Raw genomic sequence first — 26,454 nt, 5'->3', positions numbered from 1 at the left:
CAATGGATCTCGAAATCAACGGCAAGGTCGCCCTGGTACTGGGCGCAGGCGGAGGGCTGGGCGGCGCTATCGCGCGCGCCCTGGCTGCCGAAGGCGTGAAGGTAGCCGTCGCCGATGTCGCGGCGGAATATGCCGATACCACGACAGCCGCCATCAACGCTGCAGGCGGAACGGCCAAGACCTTCACCTGGGACCTGGCGGATCTGGACGCGATCGACACGCAGGTCACAAGGATCGAAGCAGAGCTCGGTCCGATCGACATTCTCGTCAACAACACGGGCGGCCCTCCCCCCACCCTGGTACACGGACAGTCCAGCGACACCTGGACTTCCTACTTCCAGTCGATGGTCCTGCCGGTGATCGCCCTGACCGACCGCGTCCTGCCCGGCATGAAGGAAAAGGGATGGGGGCGCATCATCACCAGCACCAGCTCGGGAGTCATCTCCCCCATCCCGAACCTGGGACTGTCCAACTCCCTGCGCTCCACCCTCGTCGGTTGGTCCAAGACGCTCGCCCGCGAAGTTGGTCCTTCCGGGATTACTTCCAACATCGTGCTCCCCGGCAGGGTCGCAACCGGACGCATCACCGCTCTGGACGAAGCGAAAGCCAAGCGGGAGAACCGGCCCGTTGAAGAAGTCACCGCCGAGAGCACTGCGTCCATTCCAGTCGGGCGCTACGGCCGCCCCGAGGAATACGGCCAGGTCGTCACCTTCCTCTCCGGGACGGGCGCTTCCTACATCACCGGTTCCGTCGTTCGGATCGACGGCGGTCTGATTCCCAGCGTCTAACCTCGCTGACGTCCTCACTGAACGGAGTGGCCGGCATGTGCCGGCCACTCCACGAAAAGGAAATTTCGCCATGAAACTTACATCCACGGAAAAAGGCGTCTACGCGATCGCCCCCACGCCGTTTCTGGATGACGGAAGTATCGACTTCCCGTCAATCGACAGGCTCGTCGATTTCTACCAGGAAGCCGGCGTCAACGGAATCACCGTCCTTGGAGCATTGGGAGAAGCCCCCAAGCTCACCACCGAGGAAGCAGCGGCAGTCGCAGACCGATTCCTCACGCGGGCACCATTCCCCGTCATCGTCGGCGTCTCCGCACCCGGCTACGCTGCCATGGGAGGGCTTGCCAAAAAGGTGATGGCCAACGGGGCCGCGGGCGTCATGATCGCCCCGCAGCCATCCCTCCGCACCGACGACCAGATCGTGAACTACTACCGGGGCGCCGCTGAAGCCATCGGCAAGGACACTCCCTTCGTCATCCAGGACTTCCCGCTGACCTTCTCGGTCATCATGGCAACCGATGTCATCCGGCGCATCGCCGCCGACAACGACAACGCCGTCATGCTCAAGCATGAGGACTGGCCAGGACTGGAAAAGATCACCCAGATCAGGGCCCTGGAGGCAGCAGGCAAGATCCCGCACCTTTCCATCCTGTGCGGTTTCGGTGGAGCGTTCCTGGACTTCGAGGTCGAACGTGGTGCTGACGGAGCAATGACCGGATACTGCTTCCCGGAAATGCTGGTCGACGTCGTACGCTCGTCCGCCAACGGTGACCGCGACGCAGCCCACGACCTCTTCGACGCACACCTCCCGCTAATCCGCTACGAACAGCAGCCCGGAGCGGCTGGTTTGTCCGTGCGCAAGTACGTCCTGAAGCGGCGCGGGGTCCTGACCTCCGACGCGCAGCGCAGCCCAGGCGGGACCCTGTCAACCACGGCCACGTCAGAAGTGGAATATCTGCTCAACCGCCTAGCCCGACACGATCCACGCGCCAAGCTCGACAGCTGACACGTAGCAGTGAAGAGCTGAAGCGCCGGGACGATAAGTTTTTCCCGGCGCTTCAGTCTGTCCGTGCTGTCGTACCAGCAGGACTGTCCACTATTAGAGTGGGCATAGTTTTCATGCGCACTGTCGGTTCTGCGCGTCCCTGCATGCCGCAAGGACCTACTGAAAGGCGAGTAATGGCTCAGCCGAGCACGAGAGTCTATGACGTGATTCGGAGTCGCATCATGTCCGGCGCGTATGCGCCCGGACGGCATCTGGTTGAGTCTGAGATCAGCCAAGAACTCAACGTGTCCCGATCCCCCGTTCGGATGGCGCTAAAGCGGCTGACACAAGAAAGCCTGGTGACCACGGAGTCGAACCGCGGATCCTTCGTCGCGCAGTGGACCCGCAACGACATCAACGAGGTGTTCGATCTGCGCCAGATGCTCGAGGCGCGGGCTGCGTTCCTTGCTGCACAGTCGGCGACACCGGAGGAAATCGCCCGGCTACAGGCACTCGTCGAGGAAATGGCTGGTTTCGCCGAACGCCGCGCAGAGGGTTACCGCGACGACCTGCACCACAACAACCAGGCATTCCACCTGCTCATCGTGTCAGCTGCACGGTCTCCGCGCTTGTTCCAGTTCGTCCAGACTCTCACCGACACATCCCTCACACTGGGCACGTACTTCTACTACTCCAACGAGGACATCGCGCGGAGCGTGCAGTTCCACCAGGACCTGGCCAACGCGATCGCCACCAGAAACAGCTCCGCCGCAGAGTCCCTGATGTCCGCCCATCTGTGCCTAGCGCACATGGCCTTTGAAGCAAGCCGCTTCAACGCCGAATCCGAGACCGCCTGAACTCCGGCTGTAGAAGTCAGGGAGGTTCTCCCAGCCGCACACATTCGCGCCCTTATCCCGCACTCAGACCATCGGGACCGCCAAGCGGCCGCCGACTGGGCGGAACCGTACTTACCAGCAGCGATGGCCCTGGCCACGGTCAAGGACGTCATCGAAGGTCTAGCCGCCCGCACCTCTCTCGAACAGCGCGTAGAGCGTGTGCTTGCCCTTGATGAATCACTCGGGCGTGCACTGCGGCCGCGGACCGTTCGGGCCGCCGGGATTGACCCAAACTGCGATCTCCTCGTTTTTCAGGCATGCGGCCATTTAGCGAGCGGCTCCGTAGGCGCCTTCGCGATGCTTGTCCGGCGACACCATCGTGCTGTCCGTCAAATCCGCTTGTAAAGTCAGTATTTTACTGTCATAAGGTTCGTTATCGGCGATTTCACGAGCCAGGCGTCTGTGTGGAGGGCCACCGGCCAACGAGTCGCTCGAGGCCCAGCGCAGCCGCTGTCCAGGACGCGGTGAACGCCCGCCTCGACAACAACGGCCAAGCGTGTAACGCCGCCAAACGGTTCATCATTCTCGACACTTTCTACGAGGAATTTGTCGACAAATTCACGCAGGCGATGAAGAAGGTGCAGCCGGCAGATCCCATGGCCGATGGCACGCTGCTCGGTCCGCTTTCCTCGGCAGCCGCGACGTCGAGACTCAAGGAGCAGCTTGAGCACGCCGCGTCGCAGGGTGCAACCGTCTCGGTAACGGGTGAGACCTCTGGCAACTTTTTCCCTCCGGCGGTCCTGACTGAGGTGACGCCCGAGATGGACGCTTATCACGAGGAGTTTTTCGGCCCGGTCGCCATAATTCATAAAGTGTCCTCCGAGGAAGAGGCGGTGTCGCTCGCCAATGACACCCCGTTCGGTCTCGGCTCCTACGTCCACACCACGGACCAGGAGCAGGCCCTGCGCGTGGCGGATGCGATTGAAGCCGGCATGGTCTGGATCAACCTGGTACTCGCCGACGCCGCCGAGTTGCCCTTCGACGGTGTGAAACGCTCCGAATCCGGCCGCGAACTCGGACGGTTCGCGATCGAGGAATTCGTCAACAAAAAATGATCTGCACCGCCTGAGCGGTTCCAATTCCCGTCATCAGCTGACCCGCCAGGAGGGGTCGATACGTGCCATCAAAGTGCATGCCGACCCCTCCTGACGTACTTCTTCGCCGTCGTAGTCGGATGTCAGCTTGGATCCGTTGTTTTCCGTGCGCGGTATACATTCCAGGTCGCCGAGGTCCGCTGCCGTGGACAGGGTGAGCCCCATCTGCTTCAACAAAAACGAGGTCAGGGACTAGCTGACAACGCTGCCGCTCGTGGCGTCACGTCCGAGTCAGCCCTCGCTTCCCGCATCGTCAAAGGAGGCACCTCGATCAGGAGCTCCTCGAACCGGTCCATCGGTCCTTCCTCCAGGTCGTGACGGGCAGTCCCACCGGAAGCCCCCCATCCAACAGGTGAAGCGGACCACCCTCATCTTTTGTTGGGCGAAATGACTACCAAAAAATAATAGGTGTGCGAAGTGTCCAATAAACGGCGTGACCACTCCCCTAGTGTTAGGTCATCAGTGATGATCAATCGATGAGGCGGTAGTGATGACCAACCATACCCTTTCCCGTTCTACTTACCCCAAAATGCACTTAGAGGCACGAACCGGAACGCATTGCCCAAGCACAGGACTGTGGCGAGTATCAGCCAATGAAGCGACCCTGCGCTTCTTACCTCAGGGAACGATGATGCCGTCCCTGCTTGGGGAACCCGTGACATGGACCAAGGTTCCAATGGGGCCTCGAGCATAGCCATCACCGCTCAAACAACATATGCCGTGTCTGTTTCCTGCTATTGGATAGACCACCGAAGCGGCGATACCATCGAGCACCCTTGTCGGCCCCGACCCGTGCCTCTGATGTATCGGCCCAGGTTGGATTTAAAGCACCTACTGTGCGTCATCAAGCTCCAACAGGCGAGACCGAGCAGCAATCCTAATTAGTGGCTCATTGCTCAGCTTCGAGCACGCTAAACGTCTAAATCTACTTCGCGACCGGTGCTGGTTCCCGCTCTCGGCGCTCATCGGAATCCGTTCTAGATCGCCGTTATCGTCACCACTGGGGTAGGCGGCGAGAAGAAACGGGCGCAGCATCGACGCCGCGGTGCCGGTTGTAATAGTGAATGATTGCAGTGTTTCAGGCAGTCGCCATTCTGGCAGTAGCTAATGCTTGCATCCTTTGGCCTCTCCAGCGCGACCCGGCGGCGAGGACAGCCAAGTCAATCAATAACGTTCCAAGCAGCTGGCGGAGGGCGCTGTCGTCCAGGCACGGCCACCTATCGACGTGAGGCTCTCATGCTCTTCGATGCAACTTGCGGGGCCCATGTGACGCCCAGCAACGGGCCACAAAATTCCTTGCCGCATTTCTCCGACTTTTAGAATATCCGCATCACCAGGCGACATCTCGCCCTGAACGATTCTACTCTGCAAAGTGCGCATTGTTTCGGTTCACCTCAGAGTACGGAGCCGCTATTGTTCACGGGTTGCCGTCCCGCCGCGCACTCCCCTAAGGCGCTATTTTTGTCTCCCTCGTACTCCATTTTCCGCACGATCAATTACCGCGGCAGGAGCAGCGTCGGTGCTTTGTACCAATTGAGGAGGCGGTTTCGGCAGGTAGGCCACGGCGTATTCGCCGCGTGAAGAGTTTATGCTGACAATGTTACTGCAGATTTTTTAGGTATACTAGAACCTGAAGGTAGCACCTGCATCGCCGAAGGGTTTTGTCCTATGCGTAATTTTTTGTCGATCTTGGAGGAAACGTCTCCCAGCGATCCCGGTAAGGACAAGGTCAGCCAGTTGATCAATCGGATCGATGCGGCCATCTCTTTTGGCTTGCTGCGCGCGGGGGAAAAACTGCCTTCTGAGCAGCAGCTCTCGGAAATGCTGCAGGTATCAGTGCCAACGCTGCGTGAGGCGCTGGCCGCTCTCAGGGACGATGGGGTAATCGAGACGCGGCGCGGTCGGTACGGTGGGAGTTTCCTTGTTGGGACAGCTGATAGCTGGAAGCACCGTGGCGAGATGCTGCTTCAGAGCATGACGATGGCCGAATTGAGGGATCTCGAAGATCATTCTCTCGCCGTTTTCGCTGCGTCGGCGACACAAGCAAGCCGTCGAGGGACGGCAGCAGACTTTCAGCGACTGCGCCATCTGTTGGGGGCTCTCAAAAGTTCGACTAGTCCGTCGCAGATGGCGGTCAACGATAGCCGGTTCCATATCGAAATCGCTGTCATATCGCAATCGATGCACCTCACCCATGCCGCTGTGAGAATACGATCCCGCCTGGCTCCCTTGCTGTGGTCAAACCCAGAAAATGACGGGGTCATGGAGCGCGCTTTTGCTCACTACTCTGCTGTCATCGAGGCACTCCAGGAAAATGACTCTGCCCGGGCGACGGAACTAATCGAAGCTCACCTGCGGGAAGTTTTCAGTCACCTGATTCAACTGAAGCTCAGAGCCCTGCAGCGTGAACGAGGGGAGTCGGCGAAATCAAGCAAGGATGCAATCAGGTACATCTTCGCTGGATTGGTGGCCAATTTGACAAAAAACGCGCATATGGTGGCGAGGTCTTTGGCATTTCCTTCGCGCAGCGCTGGAAGTGAGCCATTCTCATCGATGCTGGTGTCGAACTTTTCCATGGCTGTACTGGAGGCATTCCCCATGGTCGCCGGGGCTGGAGCGATGTTGGCGTCACCGCCCGTTCCTGATGCTCCTGAATGCCACTACTGGTGGGCGAAAAATCAGCAGGGTGTGGTGAACCGGCTCATCATGGATACCACCTCGGGCACCGACAGATTCTATGACTACCAGTCAATGCCATGGTTCGCTGAGGCTCGTCAGAGCAGGACCCCAATCCTCGATGGCCCCTACGTGGACTATCTCGGGTACGACCAGTACATCGTGACTGTCTCGGTTCCCATCGAATCGGATTCGGGCGATTTCCTCGGAATCTTCGGAGTCGACATTCTCGTGGGAGAACTGGAGAAGGTGCTTGTTCCGTTGCTTCACGACCTTGATCTCAAGGACGCGACTGTGGTGAATGAGGTGGGGCGCGTCGTTGTCGGGGGTGCACCCCATCTTGTGAGTGGCGAACTGCTCGCTGGTTTCGATGCACGCCAGGCGGTCGCACTGTCCCCGGACTCGTTGGGCATCTACCTCGTGGGAGTCGATTCCCAGATCGAAAGCGACCGTAGTGGTCGATTTGATGAGCTTGTTTCGTAAATGGTTGGAGGCAGTGGCGGCTGGACTGAGGAGTTCGGTGGCGGCCAGAAGGCCACGTCTTAGTATGAATGACTGAAGTTCATTAGGGCTCGCTCAGTAACTTGATCAATCGTCCCTACGCCGTTGATTCTCGTGACGATGCCTCGCTGGTCGTAGAGAGACACGACTGCTTCTGTCTGCTCGCGGTAGATCCTCAGCCGGTGACGAATCACTGCTTCGGTGTCGTCCGATCGGCCATCAGTGTCGGCGCGGCGAAGCAGCCGCCGCACGAGTTCTTCTTCGTCAGCTGTGAGCTGCACGACGACGTTGAGCTCCACGTCATTTGTCCGCAGGATGTCATCAAGCTCCTGGACTTGGGCAGCTGTGCGAGGGTATCCGTCCAGGAGGAAGCCATTGCCGACATCGCGTTGGGCGAGTCGATCACGGACCATGCTGTTCGTGACACTGTCGGGCACGAAATCGCCGCTATCCAAGAAAGCCTTGGCCTTCATTCCGAGTGATGTCTGCCGACGGGCGTTGTCGCGGAAGATGTCGCCCGTTGAGATGGGCGGAATGCCGAAGCGCTCTGCTATGCGAGCCGCCTGGGTTCCTTTGCCTGCTCCGGGCGGACCGATAATAAGCATTGCCGTCACTGCTGTACTCCTTTATAAGCGGCTCACGTTGGTGGGTATGCGCTGCCTGCCGTAGGCGGGCTTCACCTGCTGTTGGCTGCTGGAGCAGTGCGTGAGGCCCTGCCTAAGCGCGGTCGGCCAGCTGCTGATGCCGCCGGCGCGCCGCCGGCCGACCTGCCTGCATATCGCACTTTAGCTATGGCGTTCAGTGGCCTTTAGTCATCGAAGCGCGAGAAGCTCGGCGGCCGTTGGACTGCACCTGCTCCACGAACGCCGTGAAGAGATTCCGTCGATCCTCAGCAGACCCATCGTCATCCTCTGGATGCCACTGAACACCAACCACCCAGGTAGCTTGCTGATGTTCAGTGGCTTCGACGATTCCGTCATTGGCGACGGCACTGGGTGTCAAGCTGGGCGCAATCTTCCCTACCGCCTGATGATGGCCTGAGCGTACGGTGATCTTTTCAGATTCAAAAATGCCGGCGAGTTTACTGCCCGGGGTAATGGTGACGTCCTCATCGAGGAAGACGGGCTGGCCTGGTCCACCACGATGCAGGTGCCACGGATCGAGGTCTGGAATGATCGTCCCTCCGCACGTGAGGTTGAGCAGTTGGGAACCGCGGCATATCGCCAGCATCGGAGCGTCGCGGTCCAGGGTCTGGTCGATGAGTTGCATGGTGTACACATCAGCACGTGGATCGACGCCGTATTCGTTGGGCACCGGCCCCTCCACTCCATAGAGAGAGGAATCAATGTCCCCTCCCCCCAGGACGAGTACTCCGTCGGCTGTCCCGGTAATGGAGGGGTCCGGGAGTTCAGGTGCGCTGGAGTCCACGAGAATCGGCCTTGCTCCGACGTCGACAAGGGTTTGCAGTGCTGTCCGGGTGAAGCGACGCATCAGCTCGAGTGTCTGCGCGGTGAGCCCTGGAAAGTTCAGGGAGACGACGACGGCCACCCGCGGCGCATCCTCCGGCAGTTCCTGCGTACCGGAGGGTGTCACATCGTCTTGGGAGAGGTACAAGGGGGGCCTGCTCATGCGCTCACTTCCTGATGTGCCGGCCGGCGTTCGTTCTTGACCGCGTGATGGTCTCGCGCTGCATTAACGACCCACTGGAAGAGCGCGTGATCCGTGGGGCTGCTTACGGCATTGTCCTCCGGATGCCATTGGATGGCGATCATGGGTACGCCCGGGATTTCTAACGCTTCGACGATGTGATCTTCGGCGCGACCGACGACGACCAGGTCCTTCCCGAGTCGATCGACCCCCTGATGATGGTAGGAGGAAACCATGGGATCCTGCCCGTGCAGGGCCCGGCTTAGGTTGGAGTGCGGGGCGACGTCGACGAGGTGCGTGCTGTCGACGTGGTTGATCGGCGACGTCGGTATGTGCTGGGTCATACTGCCGCCTCGGTCCACGTTGAGCAGTTGCATACCCCGGCAGATGAGCAGGAGAGGAATCTTGCGCTCGATGCAACCCCGAATGACCGTAAGGTCTGCCTCGTCCTGCCCCGGATGGTCGGTCACCCTGGTTGTCGCATCGGCCTGGGCTCCGTAGCGGGTCGGGTCGACGTCCGCACCGCCGGGTACGACGACACCGTCGAGGGCGTCGTACCGTTCATTGGGGTTTGTTTCTGATCCGGGGAAAAGGATGACGGGCTCTCCTCCGGCGCGCACGATGGAGCGCAGGACCTCGATGGCGGCGGCGAGCCCGTCAAAACGCAGGCCATGCACCGAGTTCGACCACATTCCGGTAACTCCGATGAGCGGGGTGCGTGCTGTGCCCTGGGTCATGAGCGTGTGCCTTTCAACAGTGCGGGAGGGAAGGGCAGGTCAGGCATCCACTTGTTCCAAATCGGTTCAAGTCGCCCGTCGGCGATGACCTCACCGAGTGCTGTGTCCACGGTTTGCAGCAGTTCCTGGTTGTGCTTGGCGATGCCGATCCCCCAGGGGTTCTCGGTCTGGGCCGTGAAAGCAATGTCGAAATCCGGGTCGTCGCCTAGCGGAACGGTGACGACATCGTCGTCGACCATGGCATCAACTGTGCCCTTCCGCAGCGCCGCAATCATGTCCCCGAATACGTCAGCGGAGCTGCCGAACGGAATGGTGATGCCACCATCGAAAGTGTCCGCCAGTCGCATGTTTGCGCTTCCGGCGATGGCTGCGATCCGGTAGCCAGCGAGATCTTCTGGCTTTCTCGCAGGATCACCTGCGCGCACAAGAACTGTCTCGTTGAAGACGGCGTAGGGGCGAGTGAAGTTCAGCTGTTCCTGTCGGGACGGGATGATTCCTTGCCCACACCACACGGCGTCAGCGCGGCCCTGCTGCACGGCGGGAATCATATCGTCCCAATCGGTGAACACCCATTCGAGGGTGTAACCCAGCTGGCGGGCAACCAGCGCTGCGGCTTCCGGTTCGTATCCGGTGCGTGTCTTGCCGTCCTTGCTCGCGTCGAAGAGCGGGGCTGCTTCGGAGTCGATGCAGGCGAGTCGTAGTACTCCGGTCACGGGATGGACTCCCAGTACATGTCGTGGTCCCAGTCGGTGACGGCCCCGCAGTAGCGGGCCCATTCGTCTTCCTTGAGTTCGATGAGAACGTCCTTCATTTTCTCAGGCATCGCGTCGTGGACGAGCTTGTCGTCCTTGAACGCCTGGATGGCTTCACCAAGGGTCCGGGGCAGGATTCCGTGATCCAGTGTCGGAAGTCCGTCCCCGGCAGGGTTGCCCGGATCGATCTGCTTCAGGATTCCTTCGGACATGGCCGCGAGCAGCACTGCATGGGAGAGGTAGGGGTTGACCATTGCGTCGGGCACGCGGAACTCCATGCGACCGTTGGCGGAGATGCGGATGAGCGCGGCACGGGAATCGAGGCCCCAGTCAATGGTGGAGGGTGCGAATTGCCCGATGTCCCAGAAGCGCTTGTATGAGTTGACGGTCGAAGCCATGATCAGCATTGCGCCCGAGGCATGCTTGAGGATGCCGCCGATAGCGTGCCGGCCGATATCGCTCATGTGTAGTTCGTCCACGCCCTCGTTGACGAGCACGTTGGTGTCACCGTCCCAGAGGCTGAGGTTATGGTGACACCCGTTACCCATGGTGCCGATGGCGGGTTTCGGCATGAAGGATGCTGTCACTCCGAACTCTCGGGCAACCTGCTTGCAAATCTGCCGGTAGGTGACGAGCCGGTCGGCGGTGAGTTCGACGTTGTCGTACATCCAGTTCAGTTCGAGCTGGCCGCCGTCCTCGTAGTCTCCCTCGATCATGTCCAGGCCCATGGCTTTGGCGTAGGTGACCAGGCGCTGGTAGATCGGGCGCATTCGTTCGAGGTTCTCGACCTGGTAGGCCGGTGATCCGCCGGGCCTGGTCTTCACGTCCAGCCCTTCGCCTTCCCATGTCATCTCCGGTTCGGTACCTGAGCGTGCCTCGAGGCCGTGTACCTGCTTGAAGGCCGCGTGCATGATGCGCAGAAGGTGCCGCGAGTCCAGTGCGAGGGGCCGGCCGCCGACCTCCGGAAGGTGTGTGGGCTCGTAGGCGGTGCAGAATATCCGGGCGACCTTGGTGTCCCAGGGAAGGACGGTGAAGGTTTCCGGTTCTGGGATACCGACGAACTCCTTGGCTTCAATGCCGCCCCCAATGAGGTGGCCAAGACGGGAGGTTTGCAGGTCGGCCAGCGCGGTGCGGTGGAAGGCGATGCCTTTTTCGAGGTTGCGGGCGAAGTGGTTGGCAGGCACCATCTTCGCAATGTTCCTGGCTCCAAGGGTCGGGAGCATGTAGTAGATGTATTCGACGCCGGCTGCCTCAATTTTGCTGCGCATCTCGGCAATAACGTCGGGCTGCAGGTTGGCCTGGATGTGGCGGTCGAGGGCGGTGTTATCGAGCATGAGCTCTGACAGGGCCTTGTACATGTCCGTTACGTCTTTGGTCGGTGTGAGCGTCATTGGTTTCTTCTTTCTAGGGAAATGTGAAGTGCTTAGACCGCGGCAGCAGTCAGTTGGGTGCGGTACTGCAGTAGCCGCTGCGCTGGCAGGCCCGCAACAACAACGCCGACGAGGACGCTGTCGCGCCAGTAACCGACCGCGATCCCGGCGTCGATGTCGTCCAGGGTGCCTTCCATGACGGCGAGTTCATCGGCCAGAGCGGGGCTGCCGAGTCCGGAGATGCGTAGGCCGAATTGGTCCGACCAGAAGTTCGGTAGTGCGTCGCACGGATCAGGGAGGGACGCGCCGGCAAGATCGGCGGTGAGGGTACGTGCGGCTGTCTTGGCGGTGTCTCCGGGAGTGGCCCAATGTTCGATTCTGCGCGGTGTCTGGCGTAGCCGTAGATCCGGGAATCGGGCGATGTCTCCGACGGCGACTACATTGCTGGTTCCCACCGGGCGAAGCCATTCATCACAGAGCACGCCGTCAGTGAGGTTCAGGTCATTGCCTTCGAGCCATTCGACGTTGGGCACGGAACCGACTGCCTCTATGACCACCTCCGTAGGTAGGCGCTCACCTGAAGCCAGGACGACAGCGCCTACTCTGGTGGAATCGGTGTCACAGGCCTCGAATTTCTCGACATGGCGATCAGCCAGGCACGTGATACCGCGCCTTACCAATCGGCGGCGGAAAGCCTCGGCAACATCGGAGCCGAGAGGTCGGTGCATGGGTCCTTTGCCGCCCTCGACCAGGGTGACATCGCAGCCCAGTTCCAAAGCGGTGGCGGCGGCTTCGCAGCCGATGAAGCCGGCGCCGATGACAACGACCTGGGTGCCGGGTTTCAGCTCGGAATGCAAGGCCAAGCTGTCATCAAGGGTTCGAATGACGTGCCTGCCCCCCATGGGTCCGGGTGCAGTCAGCCGGCGTGCGCGCAGTCCACTGGCGATGACGAGACCGTCGAAGGTTACTTGGGTGCCGTCAGCAAGGCGCAGGACCCGTTCCTGAAGGTTCGAGGAGACCACGGCGGAGCCGAGACGGAAGGTGACATCCTCAGTCTGCTTCTTCCGTCGGAAGGCAACCTTCGCGAGAGCTTCATCGGCTGAGAGACCCGGGTTGGCAAGGAGCTCCTTTGACAGGGGAGGGCGGTTGTAGGGTGCGTAGGGCTCATCCCCGATGACCTCGATCTCGCCATCCCAGCCAGCCGCACGAAGCTGTTCAGCTGCCCGCAAGCCGCCCAGCGAAGCTCCGACGACGACGATGCGCCGTTCTGTGGTGTTCACCATGAGGAATTCCTTCGAGGATTAAGGGTTGGTGGTTGGATCAGTCGGAGGCCAGCAGGATGGCCTGCACCGGGCAGACATCGATAGCTTCTTCGACCTCATCAACCTGGTCGTCGGTGATGTTCTCGTCGTATTCGAGGACACCGTCGTCGTTCATGCGGAAGACATCCGGTGCGGCGATAGCGCACTGGCCGTGGTTGTCGCACAACTTGCGGTCGACATGTACTTTCATGGTTCTTGATCCTTTCCAAAGTGCCTGGCGGGGCGGTCAGCGATGCGCTGGGGTGAAGGTGGTGTGTAACGTCGAACGGAATCAGGACCGCTTGTCGAAGGTGATGGGCAGCCGGACCGGTCCGGTGTTACCGGAATCCGGCATCCACTCGTCGTCGCCTGCGATGCGGGGGTTGGACATGCGCGCTGCCAGCAGTGGCAGCGCTTCGCTCATGTCGGCTCGTGCCACAAAGTGGCCGAGGCAGTGGTGGACGCCGCCGCCGAACCCGTAGTGCGCGGCGTGCTCTCCGAGAAGGTCCATCTGCGGTTCGGGAAAGGCCCGGGGGTCCGTTCCCGCAACCTGGGTAAACAGGTGCACGGTCGTACCGGCCTCGATGGTCAGGCCCTTGTGTTCAAAGTCCTCGACGGCCTCCCTGGTGACCCACGTGACGGTGGGGTTGATGCGCATGACCTCTTCGACGGCTTTGCCGCCCAGTTCGGGGCGCTGCGCCAGCAATTCCCACTGGTCCGGGTGGTGCATGAAGGACTGCATAGCGAGTCCGAGCTGATTACGGGTGGTGTCCATGCCTCCGAAAATCAGCAGGACGAGAGCGTTGCGCAGCTCGGGATCTGAAAGCCGGTCGCCGTCACGATTGGCCAGAACCAGTTTGGACACAAAGTCGTCTCCCGGGTTCTGGTGCCGGTCCTTAATGAGGTCTTCTGCGTAGGCGTAGAGCTCCTCGACGGCGGCTTCCACCTTCCACAGGTCCTGCTTGAGGGTGACACCCAGGGCAAGGCCGATGGTTGATGCGAGCTGCGCAATTTTCGGCCATTCGTTCTCGTCGATGCCGAGCAGGATGGTCAGCACTCGGGTGGCGTAGGGCTCCGCGAAGTCCTGGACGAATTCGCAGCGGCCCTTGTCGATGAACGCGTCCACGAGTTCGTTGGCCAGGGCCTGGAAACGGGGCACCAAGGACGCGATCATCTTCGGGGAAAAGGCGGGATTCAACAGCCGGCGGATGCGGTGGTGGTCCTCGCCCTCGAGGACCAGAAGGTTCTTGGTCCACCAGTCGTAGAAGATGCCGGAGTGGACGCCGTTGTGCTCGGGCCAGCGGGCCGATCCTTGCCGGAGCTTGGGGCTCTTGAGCAGTTTGGAAACGTCCTCGTACTGCAGAACGGCGATGCCGTAGTTGGTCCTGGCGTACCAGCTGCGTTCGCGTGCGTTGCGGACCGCTTCGGAGTGCATCGCGAAGGCGGGATCGGAGATGTTGAAGTAGGGAGCTTCGACGGTGGTCGTCATGAGAGGTCCTTCCGGTGGTTGTCGATCATGTGAGGTGCCGGCAGCTAGGCGTGGCAGGCGTCGCCGTGGGGTGCGGGGCTGTTGTCGTGCGGCCGCCGCAGCGCCATGTAAAGCAGCCCGAAAGCCACCACGACGATGGCGGAAAGGATGGTGAGCCAGTTCTCGAACCACGGCAGTTCCGGGTATCGGGGCCAGGCGATGTTGGCGATACCAATCAGGCCCCACAACAGGGCGAGGATGTTCACCCCGATACCCCAACCCCCCAGCGTGAAGGGGCCCGATGGCTTCCAGCCTTTGAGCCGTGCTCGCAGGGCAGCCAGGACGACCATCTGGAATCCGAGGTAAATGCCCAGGGAGGCAAAGGAGACAATCGCTACAAGTGCGTTCTCAGAAACGATCGACCCGATGATGATGATGGCCGGAATGGCTCCTGCCACGAGCAGGGCGAACGGCGGTACATCGAGCCGGTCGTTCCAGTGGCTGAGGAAGCGGTGGCCAGGGAGCATCTTGTCGCGACTCATGGAGTAGATGAGGCGAGAAGCTGCGGCCTGCAGGCTCATGACGCAGGAGACGAAGGAGACGAGGACGACGGCCAACACCAGTTTGTAGCCCAAGGGGCCGAAGGCGCCCAGCAGGGTCGTCCCGACGGGGTCGACGTCCGTACCGTTGATGACGGCCGAGATGTCGGGGACGGCGAGGATCAGGGACAGGCACACAAAGGTGGCGGCGAAGCCGCCGATATAGATAGTCAGGCGCATGGCTTTGGGGATGCGGCGTCCTGGATCGGAGATTTCTTCAGCGACATCACCGCAGGCTTCGAACCCGTAGTACTGAAAAATGCCCAGGAGTCCGGCGGCGGCGAAAGCGAAGAAGTAGTGGTTGCCCTCGCCAGCTCCGAAGGTGTTGAAGAGGACGGAAAGGTCATTCTTGCGGGCGAACACCAGGAGCAGGACGCCTACGACGAGGGCTCCGCCGAGCTCGGCAATGAGCCCGACCATGGCGACAGTGCTAAGGGCCTTGGTCCCGGCCAGGTTGATGCCGGTCGCGATGGCCAAGACGATGAGTCCACTGATGACAGTAGTTGCGACACTGGACTCAAAGCCCAGGAGCGCACTGAGGAAGGGCCCGGCACCGTAGGCGACTGCGGCGATGGTCGCGAGCAGGGCGACGGCGTAGACCCACCCGTTCATCCATGCCCACTTCTTGCCCCAAAGGCGCCGGGACCAGGGATAGACGCCTCCGGCAACGGGGTAGTTGGAGACGATTTCGCCGAAAACCAGGGCGACGAGGAGCTGGCCTGCTCCGACGATGAGCAGGGACCACAGCATTGGAGGTCCGCCAGCAGTCATGGAAGCGGCGAAGAGGGTGTAAATGCCTACAACTGGGGAGAGGTAGGTGAAGCCCAAAGAGACGTTGCCCCAGAAGCTCATCTCCCGCTTGAACTGCTTGTCGTAGGTGTATCCCAGCGCTGCAAGGCGCGCTGCGTCCGCGTCGTGGGTGTGATCCACGAGGTGGGAATCGGTGTTCTCGCTCGTTGACACAAGCGTCTCCATCTGTAGAAGTAGTCCGAGCCAGCGACCGGCAGGTACGGGGCCGGAGAGGAGGAAGTGGAGCAATGATTCATGGAGCCGAAGGGAAGAGTCGCATTGCGAAACCCTCCCGATGCCTTCCCTGAAGGCCACCAGTGGACGTACTCTGGATGCCTCAGGTCTAAACATTAGAAACTTTATGTTTCCATTGTGTGTCAGCTACGTCACATTGTCTACTCCTACTGACTACCCGAGTTTTAGCCCCCGCGACCGAAGCCCTGATCACCCATGGTTACCTGATCAGCACGTCCCATTGATGTACGAGGAGAGCTCCGATGCCTTACAAAACAGTGAATCCAGCTACCGGGGAGACGGTGCAGGAGTTCATCAGCCTCACCGATGCCCAGATACTCGACGCCGTGGACCGGTCCGCTGCGGCGTACCGCTCGTGGAACCGAACGCCGCTCGAGGAGCGCGTCGCGCTGTTGCACCGGCTAGCCGACCTCTACCAGGAGGGTGAGGAGGAACTGGCCCGAATCATCACGGAGGAGATGGGAAAGCCCATCCGTCAGGCGCGCGGCGAAATCCAGATTGTCCGCGATATCTACCGCTACTACGCCAACAATGCCCAGACACTGCTCAAGCCCGAAAAGCTCACGTCGTCACTAGGTGGACAGGCCGAGGTCGTGCTGCAGTCCACCGGCTCGATCCTGGGCATCATGCCGTGGAACTATCCCTTCTACCAGGTGGCCCGACTGGTGGCGCCCAACCTGTTGCTGGGCAACACGATCCTCCTCAAGCACGCCAGCAACGTCCCGCAGGCCGCGCTGATCCAGGAGCGGCTTATTCACGACGCTGGATTCCCGAAGGACGTCTACATCAACCTGCTGGCATCCGGGAAGCAGGTCTCGACCCTGGTGGTTCCGGCTCCGTCGGTCGAGGGTGTATCGCTGACAGGTTCCGAGCCTGCTGGTGCTGCAGTCGCGGAAATCGCGGGCCGGCACCTGAAGAAGGTCGTCCTTGAGCTGGGAGGATCGGACCCGTTTATCGTGCTGGACGGGCATGACCTTCAGCGCACCGTGACCAAAGCCGTCAGCGGCCGTGTCGGGAACGCCGGACAGGCGTGCACCGCGTCAAAGCGCTTTATTGTGGTCGAAGATGTCCATGACGACTTCCTCACCTCATTTTCCGACGCCATGGCGGGCATTACACCTGCCGACCCGGCGGACCCCGCAACCGTGCTCGGTCCGCTATCCTCCGTCGAGGCACGTACGGACGTCATGGAAATCGTTGAGGACGCCGTCAGCAAGGGAGCCACGCTTGCAGCGGGGGGCCACATCATCGACGGCGCAGGGGCTTACATGGAAGCTACTGTCCTCACCAATGTCACACCTGACATGAGGGCCTATGCGGAAGAAATCTTCGGCCCTGTCGCCGTCGTCTACAAGGTCAAGGACGCTGACCACGCCGTCGAACTGGCGAACTCCTCACCCTATGGGCTTGGGGGTTCGGTGTTCAGTGCCGACCTGGAACAAGCACGCCGCGTGGCCACGCAACTGGAGTCGGGCATGGTCTTCGTCAACGAAGTGACCGAGTCCGCCCCGGACCTGCCCTTCGGCGGGGTCAAGCGCTCGGGCGTCGGTCGAGAGCTTGGTAAGTACGGCCTCGAGGAGTTCGCGAACAAGAAGCTTATCCACCTCCCGGTATGAGGCGCCCACTTTTGACCTGCTGACTCGACCGGGAGGGACGGCCGCCGCGCACCCGTCCCTCCCGGGCATCACTGTCTGCCCTTCGGCCCTGGACAGTACATGCCTGACGCGTTTGGAGGACCTGATGTTGTCACGTCTACAACTTTCTGCTCCCGTGCCTCGATGAGTTTCTGCTCCCGTGCCTCGATGAGCACGAGGGCTCGGCATTGGCCCGGGCCTCCAATTTGCTGGTCTGCTGTGAGGCCTAATCTGGGCGGCGAGGATCCCCAATCTCGGGCCTCATTGTTTTTCGGTTCGGGCTGGTCATCAGTAGGTCGTGCGCTCCCCATCCCCTCGTTGGGTTGTGGAGCCACGGCCGTTTGTTTGGCAGGACTGTCTTCCTCCTGTGATGGCCATTGCAGGAGGGAAAAAGGAGGGCGTGATGAAGGATCAGTCCCGGTACAGTAGCAACGCTTCGCCCTGTCCTCCACCGCCACACAGCGACACAGCGGCTTTGCCCGAGCCACGGCGAGCCAATTCCAGGGACGCGTGCAGTGCCAGCCGGGCACCGGAGGCGCCAATGGGGTGACCCAGCGCCACGGCTCCCCCGTGGATGTTGGTTTTTTGCAACGGGTAGTTTAGGTCCTGCAGTGACTGAACGAGCACAGAGGCGAATGCCTCGTTAATTTCAATGAAGTCCAACTCGTGCACAGACCACCCCGCCCTGGCCAGGGCGTGCTTGATGGCGTGCGAAGGTTGGGAGTGCAAGGAGGTGTCCATGCCGGCCACCTGCCCTGGAGCGCCAACGACAGCGAGGTATCGCAATCCGTGGCGTTCGGCGTAGCTGCGAGTTGCGAGTACGACCGCCGCGGCGCCATCGGTAAGCGGTGAGCAGTTACCGGCCGTAATCGTTCCAGGCCGGTCGAATGCCGGGCGCAGTTTAGCCATCGACTCTAGTGTCGCTTCGGCGCGGATACCCTGGTCACGATCCACCACGAGCGGGTTGGCGTTGCGTTGCGGAACCGTCAGCGGAGCGATTTCCTCATCGAAAACACCTTCGGAAGCAGCCTGCGCCGCGCGATGATGGCTGGCTACGGCGATTTCGTCCTGCTGCGTTCGTGAGATGCCGCGTGTCGCGTTACCGCCCTCCGTTAGTGATCCCATGGATCTCTCCGCGGCGGCATCAACAAGACCGTCCTTGGCTACCGAATCCTCCAGCAAAAGGTCGCCGTAACTCTTACCCTGGCGTACGCCGAGGGCCAGGTGCGGGGCATTGGTCATCGACTCCTGGCCACCTGCGACGACGACGTCGGCTTCTCCGCTACGAACCATACGAGCAGCGCTGATGATGCTGGTCAGCCCTGATAGGCAGACCTTATTCACGGTCTCGGCAGGAACGCTCAGGGGAATACCCGCTCCGACGGCCGCCTGACGCGCCGGGTTTTGCCCGACTCCAGCTTGCAGGACCTGGCCCATGACCACATAGTCGACCTGCTCAGGGGTGACTCCAGAACGGTGCAACGCTGCGCTGATCGCGTGTGCGCCCAGTTGTGGCGCGCTGAAGGTCGCCAGCTGGCCCAGGATCTTGGCCTGGGCGGTGCGGGCACCAGCCAGGATGACGACGTCGGCGGGATTCATAGGTTCTCCTCAAAGGCGAAAGCCGTCCAACAATGTCTCTGGGCGATTCACCTGATGTCGATGTACGGCGGATTACGAGTTTCGTTGCAGGGTGATGGGCGATGCCTGATCTCAGAGACCACCGGAATGTCGGCAACATGACCCGGGATGTGCAACATTTAAGGCAGTTAGAGACGGCCTTATTTCTGGTGGCTCATAGAGTACCGACGTCCTGTTCGTAGAAGATCGGCGGCGGAGCAGAACCAACAGAAGGGGCGGTCCTTGTGCGGTCTCCAGGCGCTCCGCCCGTTAACGGGACAGTACTTGTGTGGTCTACCCGCATCACGGTGTCGCAACGATAGCTGTTGCTGCTTCTGATGCCGGGCCTTCCACACGGTGTTGAGGACCGTCTGCCGGTTGCCGGACGTTTTCAAGTGCTCTTCCTTGGCGTGGAGGAAGCCGGCCCATGTCCATAGACGTAGAATCCAGCACCGCTCTTGCGCCCCAGCATCCCTTGGGCGACCAGCGCTGCGACGGTGGGGTCGGGCTTGTCCACGTCCTGGCGTGTTTCGGCATGGATTGCTTGAGCAATAAAGTCGATGACATCCAGACCGATCATGTCCATCAGCTCGAAGGGTCCCATCGGGTGGCCCAGGGCGGCCCGGGCGGTGATGTCAATGTCTTCCTTGGTAGCAATCCCGGCGCCAGCCAGGGCGAGGGCCTCGTGCTGCAAGGCGCCCATGAGTCGATTGGCGATAAAGCCCGGGATCTCCCGTGCCAGCAGAACGGGTTGCTTTCCGAGTCGCCTGGCGAACTCGAGGACTGTATCCGCAGTGCCCTGCGAGGTTCCCTCGTGGCGGACGACCTCGACGCACTTCATCACCAAAGCGGGATTGAAGAAGTGGAGGTTGCACACCTTGTCGGGGCGGTTGGTGGCTCCGGCAACCTTCGAGGAACCTAGCGTTGAGGAATTGGTTGTGAGGATCGCGTGCGGGGGTGCGCACCGACCCAACGTCGCGAAAATCTCAGTTTTGATGTCCAGCCGTTCGGTGGCTGCCTCGACCACAAGGTCGGCGGTGGACGCAGCATCCTCGAGGTCGGTGGTCCAAGAGAGACGGTCGAAGGTGGTGTCGGCCGCTACCCGGTCGAGTTTTCCCTTCGCTACCTGTCCCTCCGCCCAGGAGTTGAGGTTGGATTGGGCAGCACCGAGCATGTCGCTGGAAATATCTTGAACCGTCGTCTGGTATCCGGCAAGGGCAACGGACATGGCGATCTGGCGCCCCATGACACCGGCGCCGACGACCAGGACGTTCTTGATGAGGGTGTTCATGCTGGAGTGCCTCCGCGCAGGTAGACCGTCATCGTGTGCGTATAGAAGTCTTGGGCCGCGCCGCCTTGTTCCATGGGACCGTAGCCGGAGTTCTTGGCGCCACCGAACGGAACATGGGGATCGGCGCCCGCCGACTCGGAGTTGACGTGCAGGACACCGACATCTATCTCGTCCAAGGCATCAAGAACGCGCGTGACGTCCTGGGTGAAGACGGCTGCGGCAAGTCCAAATGCACTGTCGTTGGCTAGCTGGAAGGCATCCTCGGAGCCTGAGGCTCGGCGAACTGTCAGGACCGGCCCGAAGAGCTCCTTGCACCATGCAGGATTCTGGGCGGCTGCGTTACGGGCGCCTGAAAGTTCCAGAATAGTGGGGGCGATGAAGCACCGGGAACCTGCTCCATCGATAGGCGCCTGTCCCTCGTGGAGGACGGTCGCCCCGTCAGCCAGCGCCGCGCGAATACCTCGTCGCACGGTCTCTGCCGCTGGTTCGCTGACCAGAGGCCCCATCTGTACACCCCTGACGGTAGGGTCCCCCACGATCCACTGCCCGAGGCGATCTTGAAGTCGCCCGAGGAAGTCATCCGCGACCCTCTCATCAACGATGAGGCGCGAGGTTGCTGTACATTTTTGACCTGATGAGCGGAATGCGCCCAGCAACACCTGATCGGCAGCGAGTTCCAGGTCAGCATCAGCAAGAACGACAGATGCATTCTTCCCGCCCATCTCCGCCTGTATAGGCACCCCGCGCGAAGCTGCAGCGGCAGCGAGTTCACGGCCGACTCGCGTCGATCCAGTAAAGGTCAGTCCGCTGAGCCCACGATGCTCGACCAGAGCAGTACCCAAAGAACCTCGTCCCAGAAGGAGGTTCAGCACCCCCTCAGGTAGCCCGGCCTCCTCCAGGGCCTCGGCGAGCCGAACGGCCAGAAGCGGCACCGTGCTGGCCGGCTTCCAGACCACGGTGTTCCCGTAAACGAGCGCGGGAGCAATCTTCCAAGCAGGAATCGCAATGGGAAAATTGAAGGGGGTAACTATGCCAATCACACCCAACGGTTTGCGAGTAACGAGGATCCGTTCACCGCGCCGTGGGGATGAAAAAACTTCCCCTGCGGAGCGATCACCTGCCTGACCGTAGTACCTGAAGATCTGCGCGGCGCGAAGGACTTCGGCGGTCGCCTCCGACAGCGTCTTGCCCTCCTCCCGCGCCAACTCCAGGCCAAGCCGGTCGGCCTGCTCTGCCAGGAGATCGGCTGTGCGCAACAGGACAGCGCCGCGCTCGTGCATAGACCTGCGAGACCAGGGTCGCGCAGCAGCACTGGCTGCAACCATGGCAAGGGACACCTCGGCCGGGCCGGCTTGCTGACCGGTCGCGACGATATCGTCGGGGCGGGCAGGGTTATCCGATATCAGAGGCGATAACGTCCCCTCGACCCAGCGGCCAGCGATGAAGTGCCGAAGTTCGATAGGTGCTGTTGGTGCTAATGAGGGCATGCGAGTTTGACCGTTCTCCTACCGGAACGCCGGCGTGCCGGTGAGTTTTTGGCCGAGGATCAAGGTGTGGACCTCATCGGTGCCCTCATAGGTCCGCACTGACTCCAGGTTGTTGGCATGACGCAACGGCGAGTAGTCGAGGGTCACTCCGTTCCCACCAAGAATGGTGCGGGCTTGCCTGGCAATCGCGATCGCTTCCCGGCAGTTGTTGAGTTTGCCGACGGAGATTTGGTGCGTCTGCAACCGGCCGGCGTCTTTGAGCCGGCCAAGGTGCAGGGCCAGCAGGAACCCCTTGTTGATCTCGAGCGCCATGTCGACGAGTTTCTGTTGAGTGAGCTGGTAACCGGCAAGAGGCTTATCGAACTGAAGCCGGTCCTTGGAGTAGGACAGAGCTGCCTCGAACGAGTCGCGGGCAGCGCCCATGGCGCCCCAGATAATGCCGTACCGGGCCTCGTTGAGGCACGAGAACGGCCCCCTCAGGCCCGTGGCGTCCGGCAGGACGGCCTCGGCGGGCAAGCGGACATCGGTCAATTCGATGTCGCATTGGATGGAGGCCCGCATCGACAGTTTCTGGTCGATAGGCGTAGCGCGGAAACCTGGAGTATCGGTGGGAATCACGAATCCGCGGACCCCGTTATCGGTCATCGCCCAAATGACCGCGACCTGAGCGACACTGGCGAGGCCGATCCATCGCTTGCTTCCATTGATGACCCAATCGGTTCCGTCCTGTCGGGCGAAAGTCTTCATCGAGGACGGATCAGATCCAGCAGACGGCTCGGTGAGCCCGAAGCATCCGATGGCTTCACCCGCTGCCATGGCCGGCAACCATTGCTGCTTTTGTTCCTCCGATCCCCACTTGGAGATCGCACTCATGGCAAGCGATCCCTGAACAGAGACGAACGTTCGTAGTCCCGAGTCGCCGGCTTCGAGCTCAGCACCGGCAAGACCGTACTCCACTGCCGAACGCCCGGCACAGCCGTAGCCGGACAGGTGCATGCCGAGCAGTCCGAGCTTGGCCATTTCCGGAACGATCTCCAGCGGGAAGTACGCCTGGTCGTACCACCCTGCAACGTTGGGTTTGATTTGCGCGTCCACGAAGGACCTCACCTTGCTGCGCAGGGCAAGTTCCTCCGGCGTGAGCAGGGAATCGAAGTCGATGAGATCGGCTGGATCCAGGGTTGTCTCGACGCCGGCTCGGGCGGCTGCTTCGGTGGTGGTGGTCACGATGGTCCTCTTTCTCAAAACGAAACTGCAGCGTGGAAATCCCGCCTGTACCCGGTCAGGAGGCCTTGTCAGGCCCGATTCAGACCCACCCTCGAACTTGCTGGTGGATGCTGCAAACTCGGTGTTGGTTGGGGGTAACACCCAACCGAGCACGTACTACACGCGATCCTGCCACTACGACTCCAGCTGCACTGCCGCACCCTGCGACTATCGTGCTCTAGCGTCATGATGCGCGATCGACGGAGTCTGGACGCCCGATGGACCTCGAACCGGTCGAACTTCCCCAGGGTGCCCGGGTGGATTCTCCGGGTGGGGTTTACGGTGTGTCGGCGACCAGTACCGGCGCCCTGAGCGCGGCGTTCGCTTCGAGGATCGCGTCGTGCAGCACGCCCAGGCCGTCGCGCAGCAGATCCTCGGAGATGACCAAAGGTGGCAGGAGGCGGATGACGTTGCCGTGGGTACCGCAGGTCAAGGTCAGAACACCCTGCGCATGGCAGGCGCTCGAAATCGCACGGGCGAGATCCGGGCGAGGATCCAGCGTCGTGGCGTCGGCGAATTCGAGGGCGAGCATCGCCCCGCGCCCACGGAATTGAGCGACGATGGCCGTCTCCTCGACCAGAGGTTCGAGGAGTTCTCGTGCCACGGTCTCGACCGTGCGAGCGTTTGCGAGCAGTTCGCCGTCCTCCAGTTCCTCGAAGACCGCAAGTGCAGCCTCGCACGCTAGCGGGTTACCCGCATAGGTGCCGCCCAATCCGCCCACATGGACTGCATTGAGTAATTCGGTGCGTCCCGTCACGGCTGACAGGGGAAGACCGTCGGCAAGAGCTTTGGCGGACAAGGTGATATCCCCTGCAATGCCCTCGTGCTCACTGGCATACAGTGCGCCGGTGCGGCCCATGCCGGTCTGGATCTCGTCCAGTACCAGAACGATGCCGTGCCTCGTCGCGATTTCGCGCAGCCCTGCCAAGAACCCGGGCACCGGTACGATGAACCCACCTTCACCCTGAATCGGTTCGATAACCATGGCGGCGAAGGTATCGGCGCCATGCTGAGCGAGCGTTTCTTCCACCGACGCAAGGGCGGCAGTCATCGCATCACCGGTGGTGGACGCAGAGGGCCGAAGGGGATTCGCCGATGCCGCGCGTACAACCTCCCCGGGCAACGGGCCGAAGTTGAGCCGGTACGGATTTTCCTTGGCGGTCATCGCCATCGTCAGGAGGCTCCGGCCATGGTATGCCTCGTCGAAGACAAGGATGTTAGGCCGACCGGTCGCGGAGCGGGCAATCTTCACCGCGTTCTCCACGGCTTCTGCTCCTGTGGAGAAGAGGGCGGTGCGCTTATCGAAGTCCCCCGGGGTGTGCTCGTTGAGCCACTTGGAGACCTGGGTGAAAGACTCATACTCGGTGACCATGAAACAGGTATGGGTGAATCGCTCCAGCTGAGCGGCAACCCGTTCGCGCACCTTGCGGTTCGCGGCACCGACACTCGTGACGGCGATCCCGGAAGCGAAGTCGATGAAGCGGTTACCGTCGACGTCCTGGATGATCGCTCCGTCGGCGCGATCGACGAAGACAGGAAGGACGATACCGAAGCCGTCGCTCACATGGGCGAGGCGCTCGGCGTGGAGCTGCTTGGAGCGCGGACCAGGCACAGCCGTGGTCAGGTGGCGGGACTGTGGCAGCGTACTGTGCAGCGGGGTGTGAGGAAGTTCGGTCATGCTGACCACGCTACGGAGTCGAATAGGGTCCCGTCATTGAGCACTCTAGCCAAACAAGTGCGATTTATAAGACACTTTATCCATGGTATCCCTGGTTGAACTCAGCGCGCAGCTCGGTCCTCACCTTGCGACGGTAGGAGGGCAGGGGCTTCGCCCCCGCCAACTGAGCGGAGTGCATGTATCGGAGCTTGAGGATCCCACGCCGTATCTTGAAGGCGGCGAGCTGCTCCTCACCACGGGTATGCCACTGATCGGTAAACGGGCTGCCACCAGCGCCTACGTTCATCGGCTTCGTGCCAAAGGGGTCCATGCGCTGGGCATCGGTCTCGGTCCTTGGTTGGCCGAAGTTCCGGACTATCTCGAAGAAGCATGTTCAAAGGCCGGCATCGATTTACTGACGGTGCCCGACGGTGTACCGTTCCAGCACGTTTCCCGCGCGTTCTGGGGCCTATCAGCTCGTAGCGGGCAGGCCGACCTGATGGGAAGCCTTGGTACCCAAACGGCGCTGGCGCGAGCCGCCATGCGGCCAGATGCAACCTCCGCCGTCGTTCGGGGACTGGCTCAGGCCCTCGGTGGGTGGGCTGCATACCTGCCTGTAGATTCCGGTACCGAAACCTTCTGGCCCGCTGATACAAAATCTCTCGTACCCCTGCTGCATGCCGAAACGCTCAGACTGAACCGGACGGGCGCTCATTCCGCGGCTACCTTCGAGCTTCACGGCCAGCCTGTCGTGGAATACCCCATCGCTTCCGGTGACCATATCCACGGATTTCTAGCCATCGGTCCCGGCCGTACGCTGACGGCCGCGGACCGGCAGGTCATCGTCACAGTGTGTATTCTGCTCGCCATTAAGGCTCGCCAGCGTGAAGTCGTTTCCAGTGCCACCGCTGCCCTTGGCTCGGCTGTAGCGAAACTGATTCTGCACGGTCAAACCGAAGCAGCACGGATGCTCGCTGTGGACGTTGGATTGCAGGACCTGCCAGCACGCGTACGCGTTCTCGGGCTCAGGATGCATCCTGATGATGATGCGTCGTCGCTGGTGAGAGCAGCCCCGCTGCTGGATCACGACGCCGGTCTGCCTGCTTTAGGCACTGCGCTAGCGACCTGTCTCCTGCGCCACGAGGAAAACGGTGTCCTCTACGTAGTGTTGACAGCAGATGAAGGGACACCTGAACCTGATGCTTCGCGTGTTTCCTTTGAGGACGCCCGCGAGAGCTTGGCAGGAGCCCTCAGCGACCCGGTGTCATTGAGCGAAGTTCCAGGTGCCGTCCCCTCTGTACGTCAGGCAGTGAAACAGGCACCGGCGGGATTGCTGGTCGCCGTCAGCAGCGGGCAGGACGCGCAGGCAGATATCTGGGTGCAGGCCTTGGCCGCCTACTCTCGGGCGGATCTGGTCGCAACGGTATTCCAGTACCTACGTCACAGAGGCCACTGGGAAAACGCATCACGGGACTTGGGGATTCACCGAAACTCGGTACGTCATCGCATCGGAATAGCCCAGTCGCTACTGGGGGTTAGCCTTGATGACCCTGATGTCTTCGCACCCCTCTGGCTGGCACTACGCCAACGCCCGAACTGATTCAGAACGGCTCCTCACCGGGAGGCCCTACCTGGTACGAGGGTACA

Annotated in this window: 20 protein-coding genes and 1 pseudogene; 7 read left to right on the top strand and 14 right to left on the bottom strand. The window is 61.3% G+C overall.

What is annotated here, in order from left to right; genetic code table 11:
- The first annotated feature begins 2 nt into the window (after nucleotides 1–2).
- The 5 genes and pseudogenes from CI785_RS01040 (at nucleotide 3) to CI785_RS01020 (ending at nucleotide 6,922) form a co-directional block, all read left to right on the top strand.
- Nucleotides 3–788, top strand: a complete 786-nt coding sequence (locus CI785_RS01040; RefSeq protein WP_105030250.1) for an SDR family oxidoreductase — start codon at nucleotides 3–5, stop codon at nucleotides 786–788.
- Nucleotides 789–858: 70 nt separating this feature from the next.
- Nucleotides 859–1,794: a dihydrodipicolinate synthase family protein gene (locus CI785_RS01035; protein WP_105030249.1), complete on the top strand. Its 936-nt coding sequence runs from the start codon at nucleotides 859–861 to the stop codon at nucleotides 1,792–1,794.
- A 113-nt stretch (nucleotides 1,795–1,907) separates the two neighbouring features.
- On the top strand, nucleotides 1,908–2,630 hold the full coding sequence (locus tag CI785_RS01030) for a GntR family transcriptional regulator (protein ID WP_338064867.1): 723 nt from the start codon (nucleotides 1,908–1,910) through the stop codon (nucleotides 2,628–2,630).
- 485 nt (nucleotides 2,631–3,115) lie between these two features.
- Nucleotides 3,116–3,724 (top strand): annotated as a pseudogene (locus CI785_RS01025) (aldehyde dehydrogenase family protein); the annotation flags it as partial.
- Between the two features lie 1,707 nt (nucleotides 3,725–5,431).
- Nucleotides 5,432–6,922, top strand: coding sequence for a GntR family transcriptional regulator (locus CI785_RS01020; RefSeq protein ID WP_105030246.1), 1,491 nt, complete (start codon nucleotides 5,432–5,434; stop codon nucleotides 6,920–6,922).
- 59 nt (nucleotides 6,923–6,981) lie between these two features.
- On the opposite strand, the gene CI785_RS01015 is transcribed toward CI785_RS01020, so the two are convergent.
- The 9 genes from CI785_RS01015 to CI785_RS00975 form a co-directional block, all read right to left on the bottom strand.
- Nucleotides 6,982–7,545 (bottom strand): adenylate kinase, encoded by a 564-nt coding sequence (locus CI785_RS01015; protein ID WP_105030264.1) that lies wholly within the window; start codon nucleotides 7,543–7,545, stop codon nucleotides 6,982–6,984.
- Nucleotides 7,546–7,738: 193 nt separating this feature from the next.
- Nucleotides 7,739–8,569, bottom strand: coding sequence for a gamma-glutamyl-gamma-aminobutyrate hydrolase family protein (locus tag CI785_RS01010; RefSeq protein ID WP_105030245.1), 831 nt, complete (start codon nucleotides 8,567–8,569; stop codon nucleotides 7,739–7,741).
- Nucleotides 8,566–9,324: a gamma-glutamyl-gamma-aminobutyrate hydrolase family protein gene (locus tag CI785_RS01005; RefSeq protein ID WP_105030244.1), complete on the bottom strand. Its 759-nt coding sequence runs from the start codon at nucleotides 9,322–9,324 to the stop codon at nucleotides 8,566–8,568. The genes CI785_RS01010 and CI785_RS01005 overlap by 4 nt, the downstream gene beginning before the upstream one ends.
- A complete protein-coding gene (locus CI785_RS01000; RefSeq protein ID WP_170068198.1) occupies nucleotides 9,321–10,037 on the bottom strand; it encodes a substrate-binding periplasmic protein in 717 nt (238 codons plus the stop codon). The genes CI785_RS01005 and CI785_RS01000 overlap by 4 nt, the downstream gene beginning before the upstream one ends.
- Nucleotides 10,034–11,467, bottom strand: coding sequence for a glutamine synthetase family protein (locus CI785_RS00995; RefSeq protein WP_205753534.1), 1,434 nt, complete (start codon nucleotides 11,465–11,467; stop codon nucleotides 10,034–10,036). The genes CI785_RS01000 and CI785_RS00995 overlap by 4 nt, the downstream gene beginning before the upstream one ends.
- Nucleotides 11,468–11,499: 32 nt before the next feature.
- Nucleotides 11,500–12,729: an NAD(P)/FAD-dependent oxidoreductase gene (locus CI785_RS00990; protein ID WP_105030242.1), complete on the bottom strand. Its 1,230-nt coding sequence runs from the start codon at nucleotides 12,727–12,729 to the stop codon at nucleotides 11,500–11,502.
- A 37-nt stretch (nucleotides 12,730–12,766) separates the two neighbouring features.
- Complete coding sequence (locus tag CI785_RS00985; RefSeq protein ID WP_105030241.1) at nucleotides 12,767–12,958, bottom strand: ferredoxin; 192 nt, start codon at nucleotides 12,956–12,958, stop codon at nucleotides 12,767–12,769.
- Nucleotides 12,959–13,039: 81 nt separating this feature from the next.
- Entirely contained in the window at nucleotides 13,040–14,236 is a 1,197-nt protein-coding gene (locus CI785_RS00980) for a cytochrome P450 (protein ID WP_105030240.1), read from the bottom strand.
- Between the two features lie 44 nt (nucleotides 14,237–14,280).
- Nucleotides 14,281–15,744, bottom strand: a complete 1,464-nt coding sequence (locus tag CI785_RS00975) for an APC family permease (protein WP_240614930.1) — start codon at nucleotides 15,742–15,744, stop codon at nucleotides 14,281–14,283.
- Nucleotides 15,745–16,100: 356 nt separating this feature from the next.
- Between CI785_RS00975 and CI785_RS00970 the strand changes: the two genes are divergently transcribed.
- The gene (locus tag CI785_RS00970) at nucleotides 16,101–17,474 is read left to right on the top strand and encodes an NAD-dependent succinate-semialdehyde dehydrogenase (RefSeq protein ID WP_105030238.1); all 1,374 of its coding nucleotides are present in this window, start codon (nucleotides 16,101–16,103) and stop codon (nucleotides 17,472–17,474) included.
- 429 nt (nucleotides 17,475–17,903) lie between these two features.
- Here CI785_RS00970 and CI785_RS00965 read toward each other — a convergent pair whose 3' ends face one another.
- From CI785_RS00965 to CI785_RS00945, 5 genes are all read right to left on the bottom strand, one after another.
- A complete protein-coding gene (locus tag CI785_RS00965) occupies nucleotides 17,904–19,091 on the bottom strand; it encodes an acetyl-CoA C-acetyltransferase (RefSeq protein WP_105030237.1) in 1,188 nt (395 codons plus the stop codon).
- Between the two features lie 409 nt (nucleotides 19,092–19,500).
- A complete protein-coding gene (locus tag CI785_RS00960) occupies nucleotides 19,501–20,400 on the bottom strand; it encodes a 3-hydroxyacyl-CoA dehydrogenase family protein (protein ID WP_105030236.1) in 900 nt (299 codons plus the stop codon).
- Entirely contained in the window at nucleotides 20,397–21,887 is a 1,491-nt protein-coding gene (locus CI785_RS00955; RefSeq protein ID WP_105030235.1) for an aldehyde dehydrogenase family protein, read from the bottom strand. The genes CI785_RS00960 and CI785_RS00955 overlap by 4 nt, the downstream gene beginning before the upstream one ends.
- Nucleotides 21,888–21,905: 18 nt before the next feature.
- On the bottom strand, nucleotides 21,906–23,111 hold the full coding sequence (locus tag CI785_RS00950) for an acyl-CoA dehydrogenase family protein (protein WP_105030234.1): 1,206 nt from the start codon (nucleotides 23,109–23,111) through the stop codon (nucleotides 21,906–21,908).
- 316 nt (nucleotides 23,112–23,427) lie between these two features.
- Complete coding sequence (locus CI785_RS00945) at nucleotides 23,428–24,828, bottom strand: aminotransferase class III-fold pyridoxal phosphate-dependent enzyme (protein WP_105030262.1); 1,401 nt, start codon at nucleotides 24,826–24,828, stop codon at nucleotides 23,428–23,430.
- Between the two features lie 82 nt (nucleotides 24,829–24,910).
- Between CI785_RS00945 and CI785_RS00940 the strand changes: the two genes are divergently transcribed.
- Nucleotides 24,911–26,407: a PucR family transcriptional regulator gene (locus CI785_RS00940; RefSeq protein WP_105030233.1), complete on the top strand. Its 1,497-nt coding sequence runs from the start codon at nucleotides 24,911–24,913 to the stop codon at nucleotides 26,405–26,407.
- The last annotated feature ends 47 nt before the right edge of the window (nucleotides 26,408–26,454 follow it).

The organism is Arthrobacter ruber (genome assembly GCF_002954225.1).
In the GTDB taxonomy this organism is placed as follows: domain Bacteria; phylum Actinomycetota; class Actinomycetes; order Actinomycetales; family Micrococcaceae; genus Arthrobacter_D; species Arthrobacter_D ruber.
The sequence above is the reverse complement of the archived record's forward strand: the minus strand, read 5'-3'. Positions and strand labels throughout refer to the sequence as shown.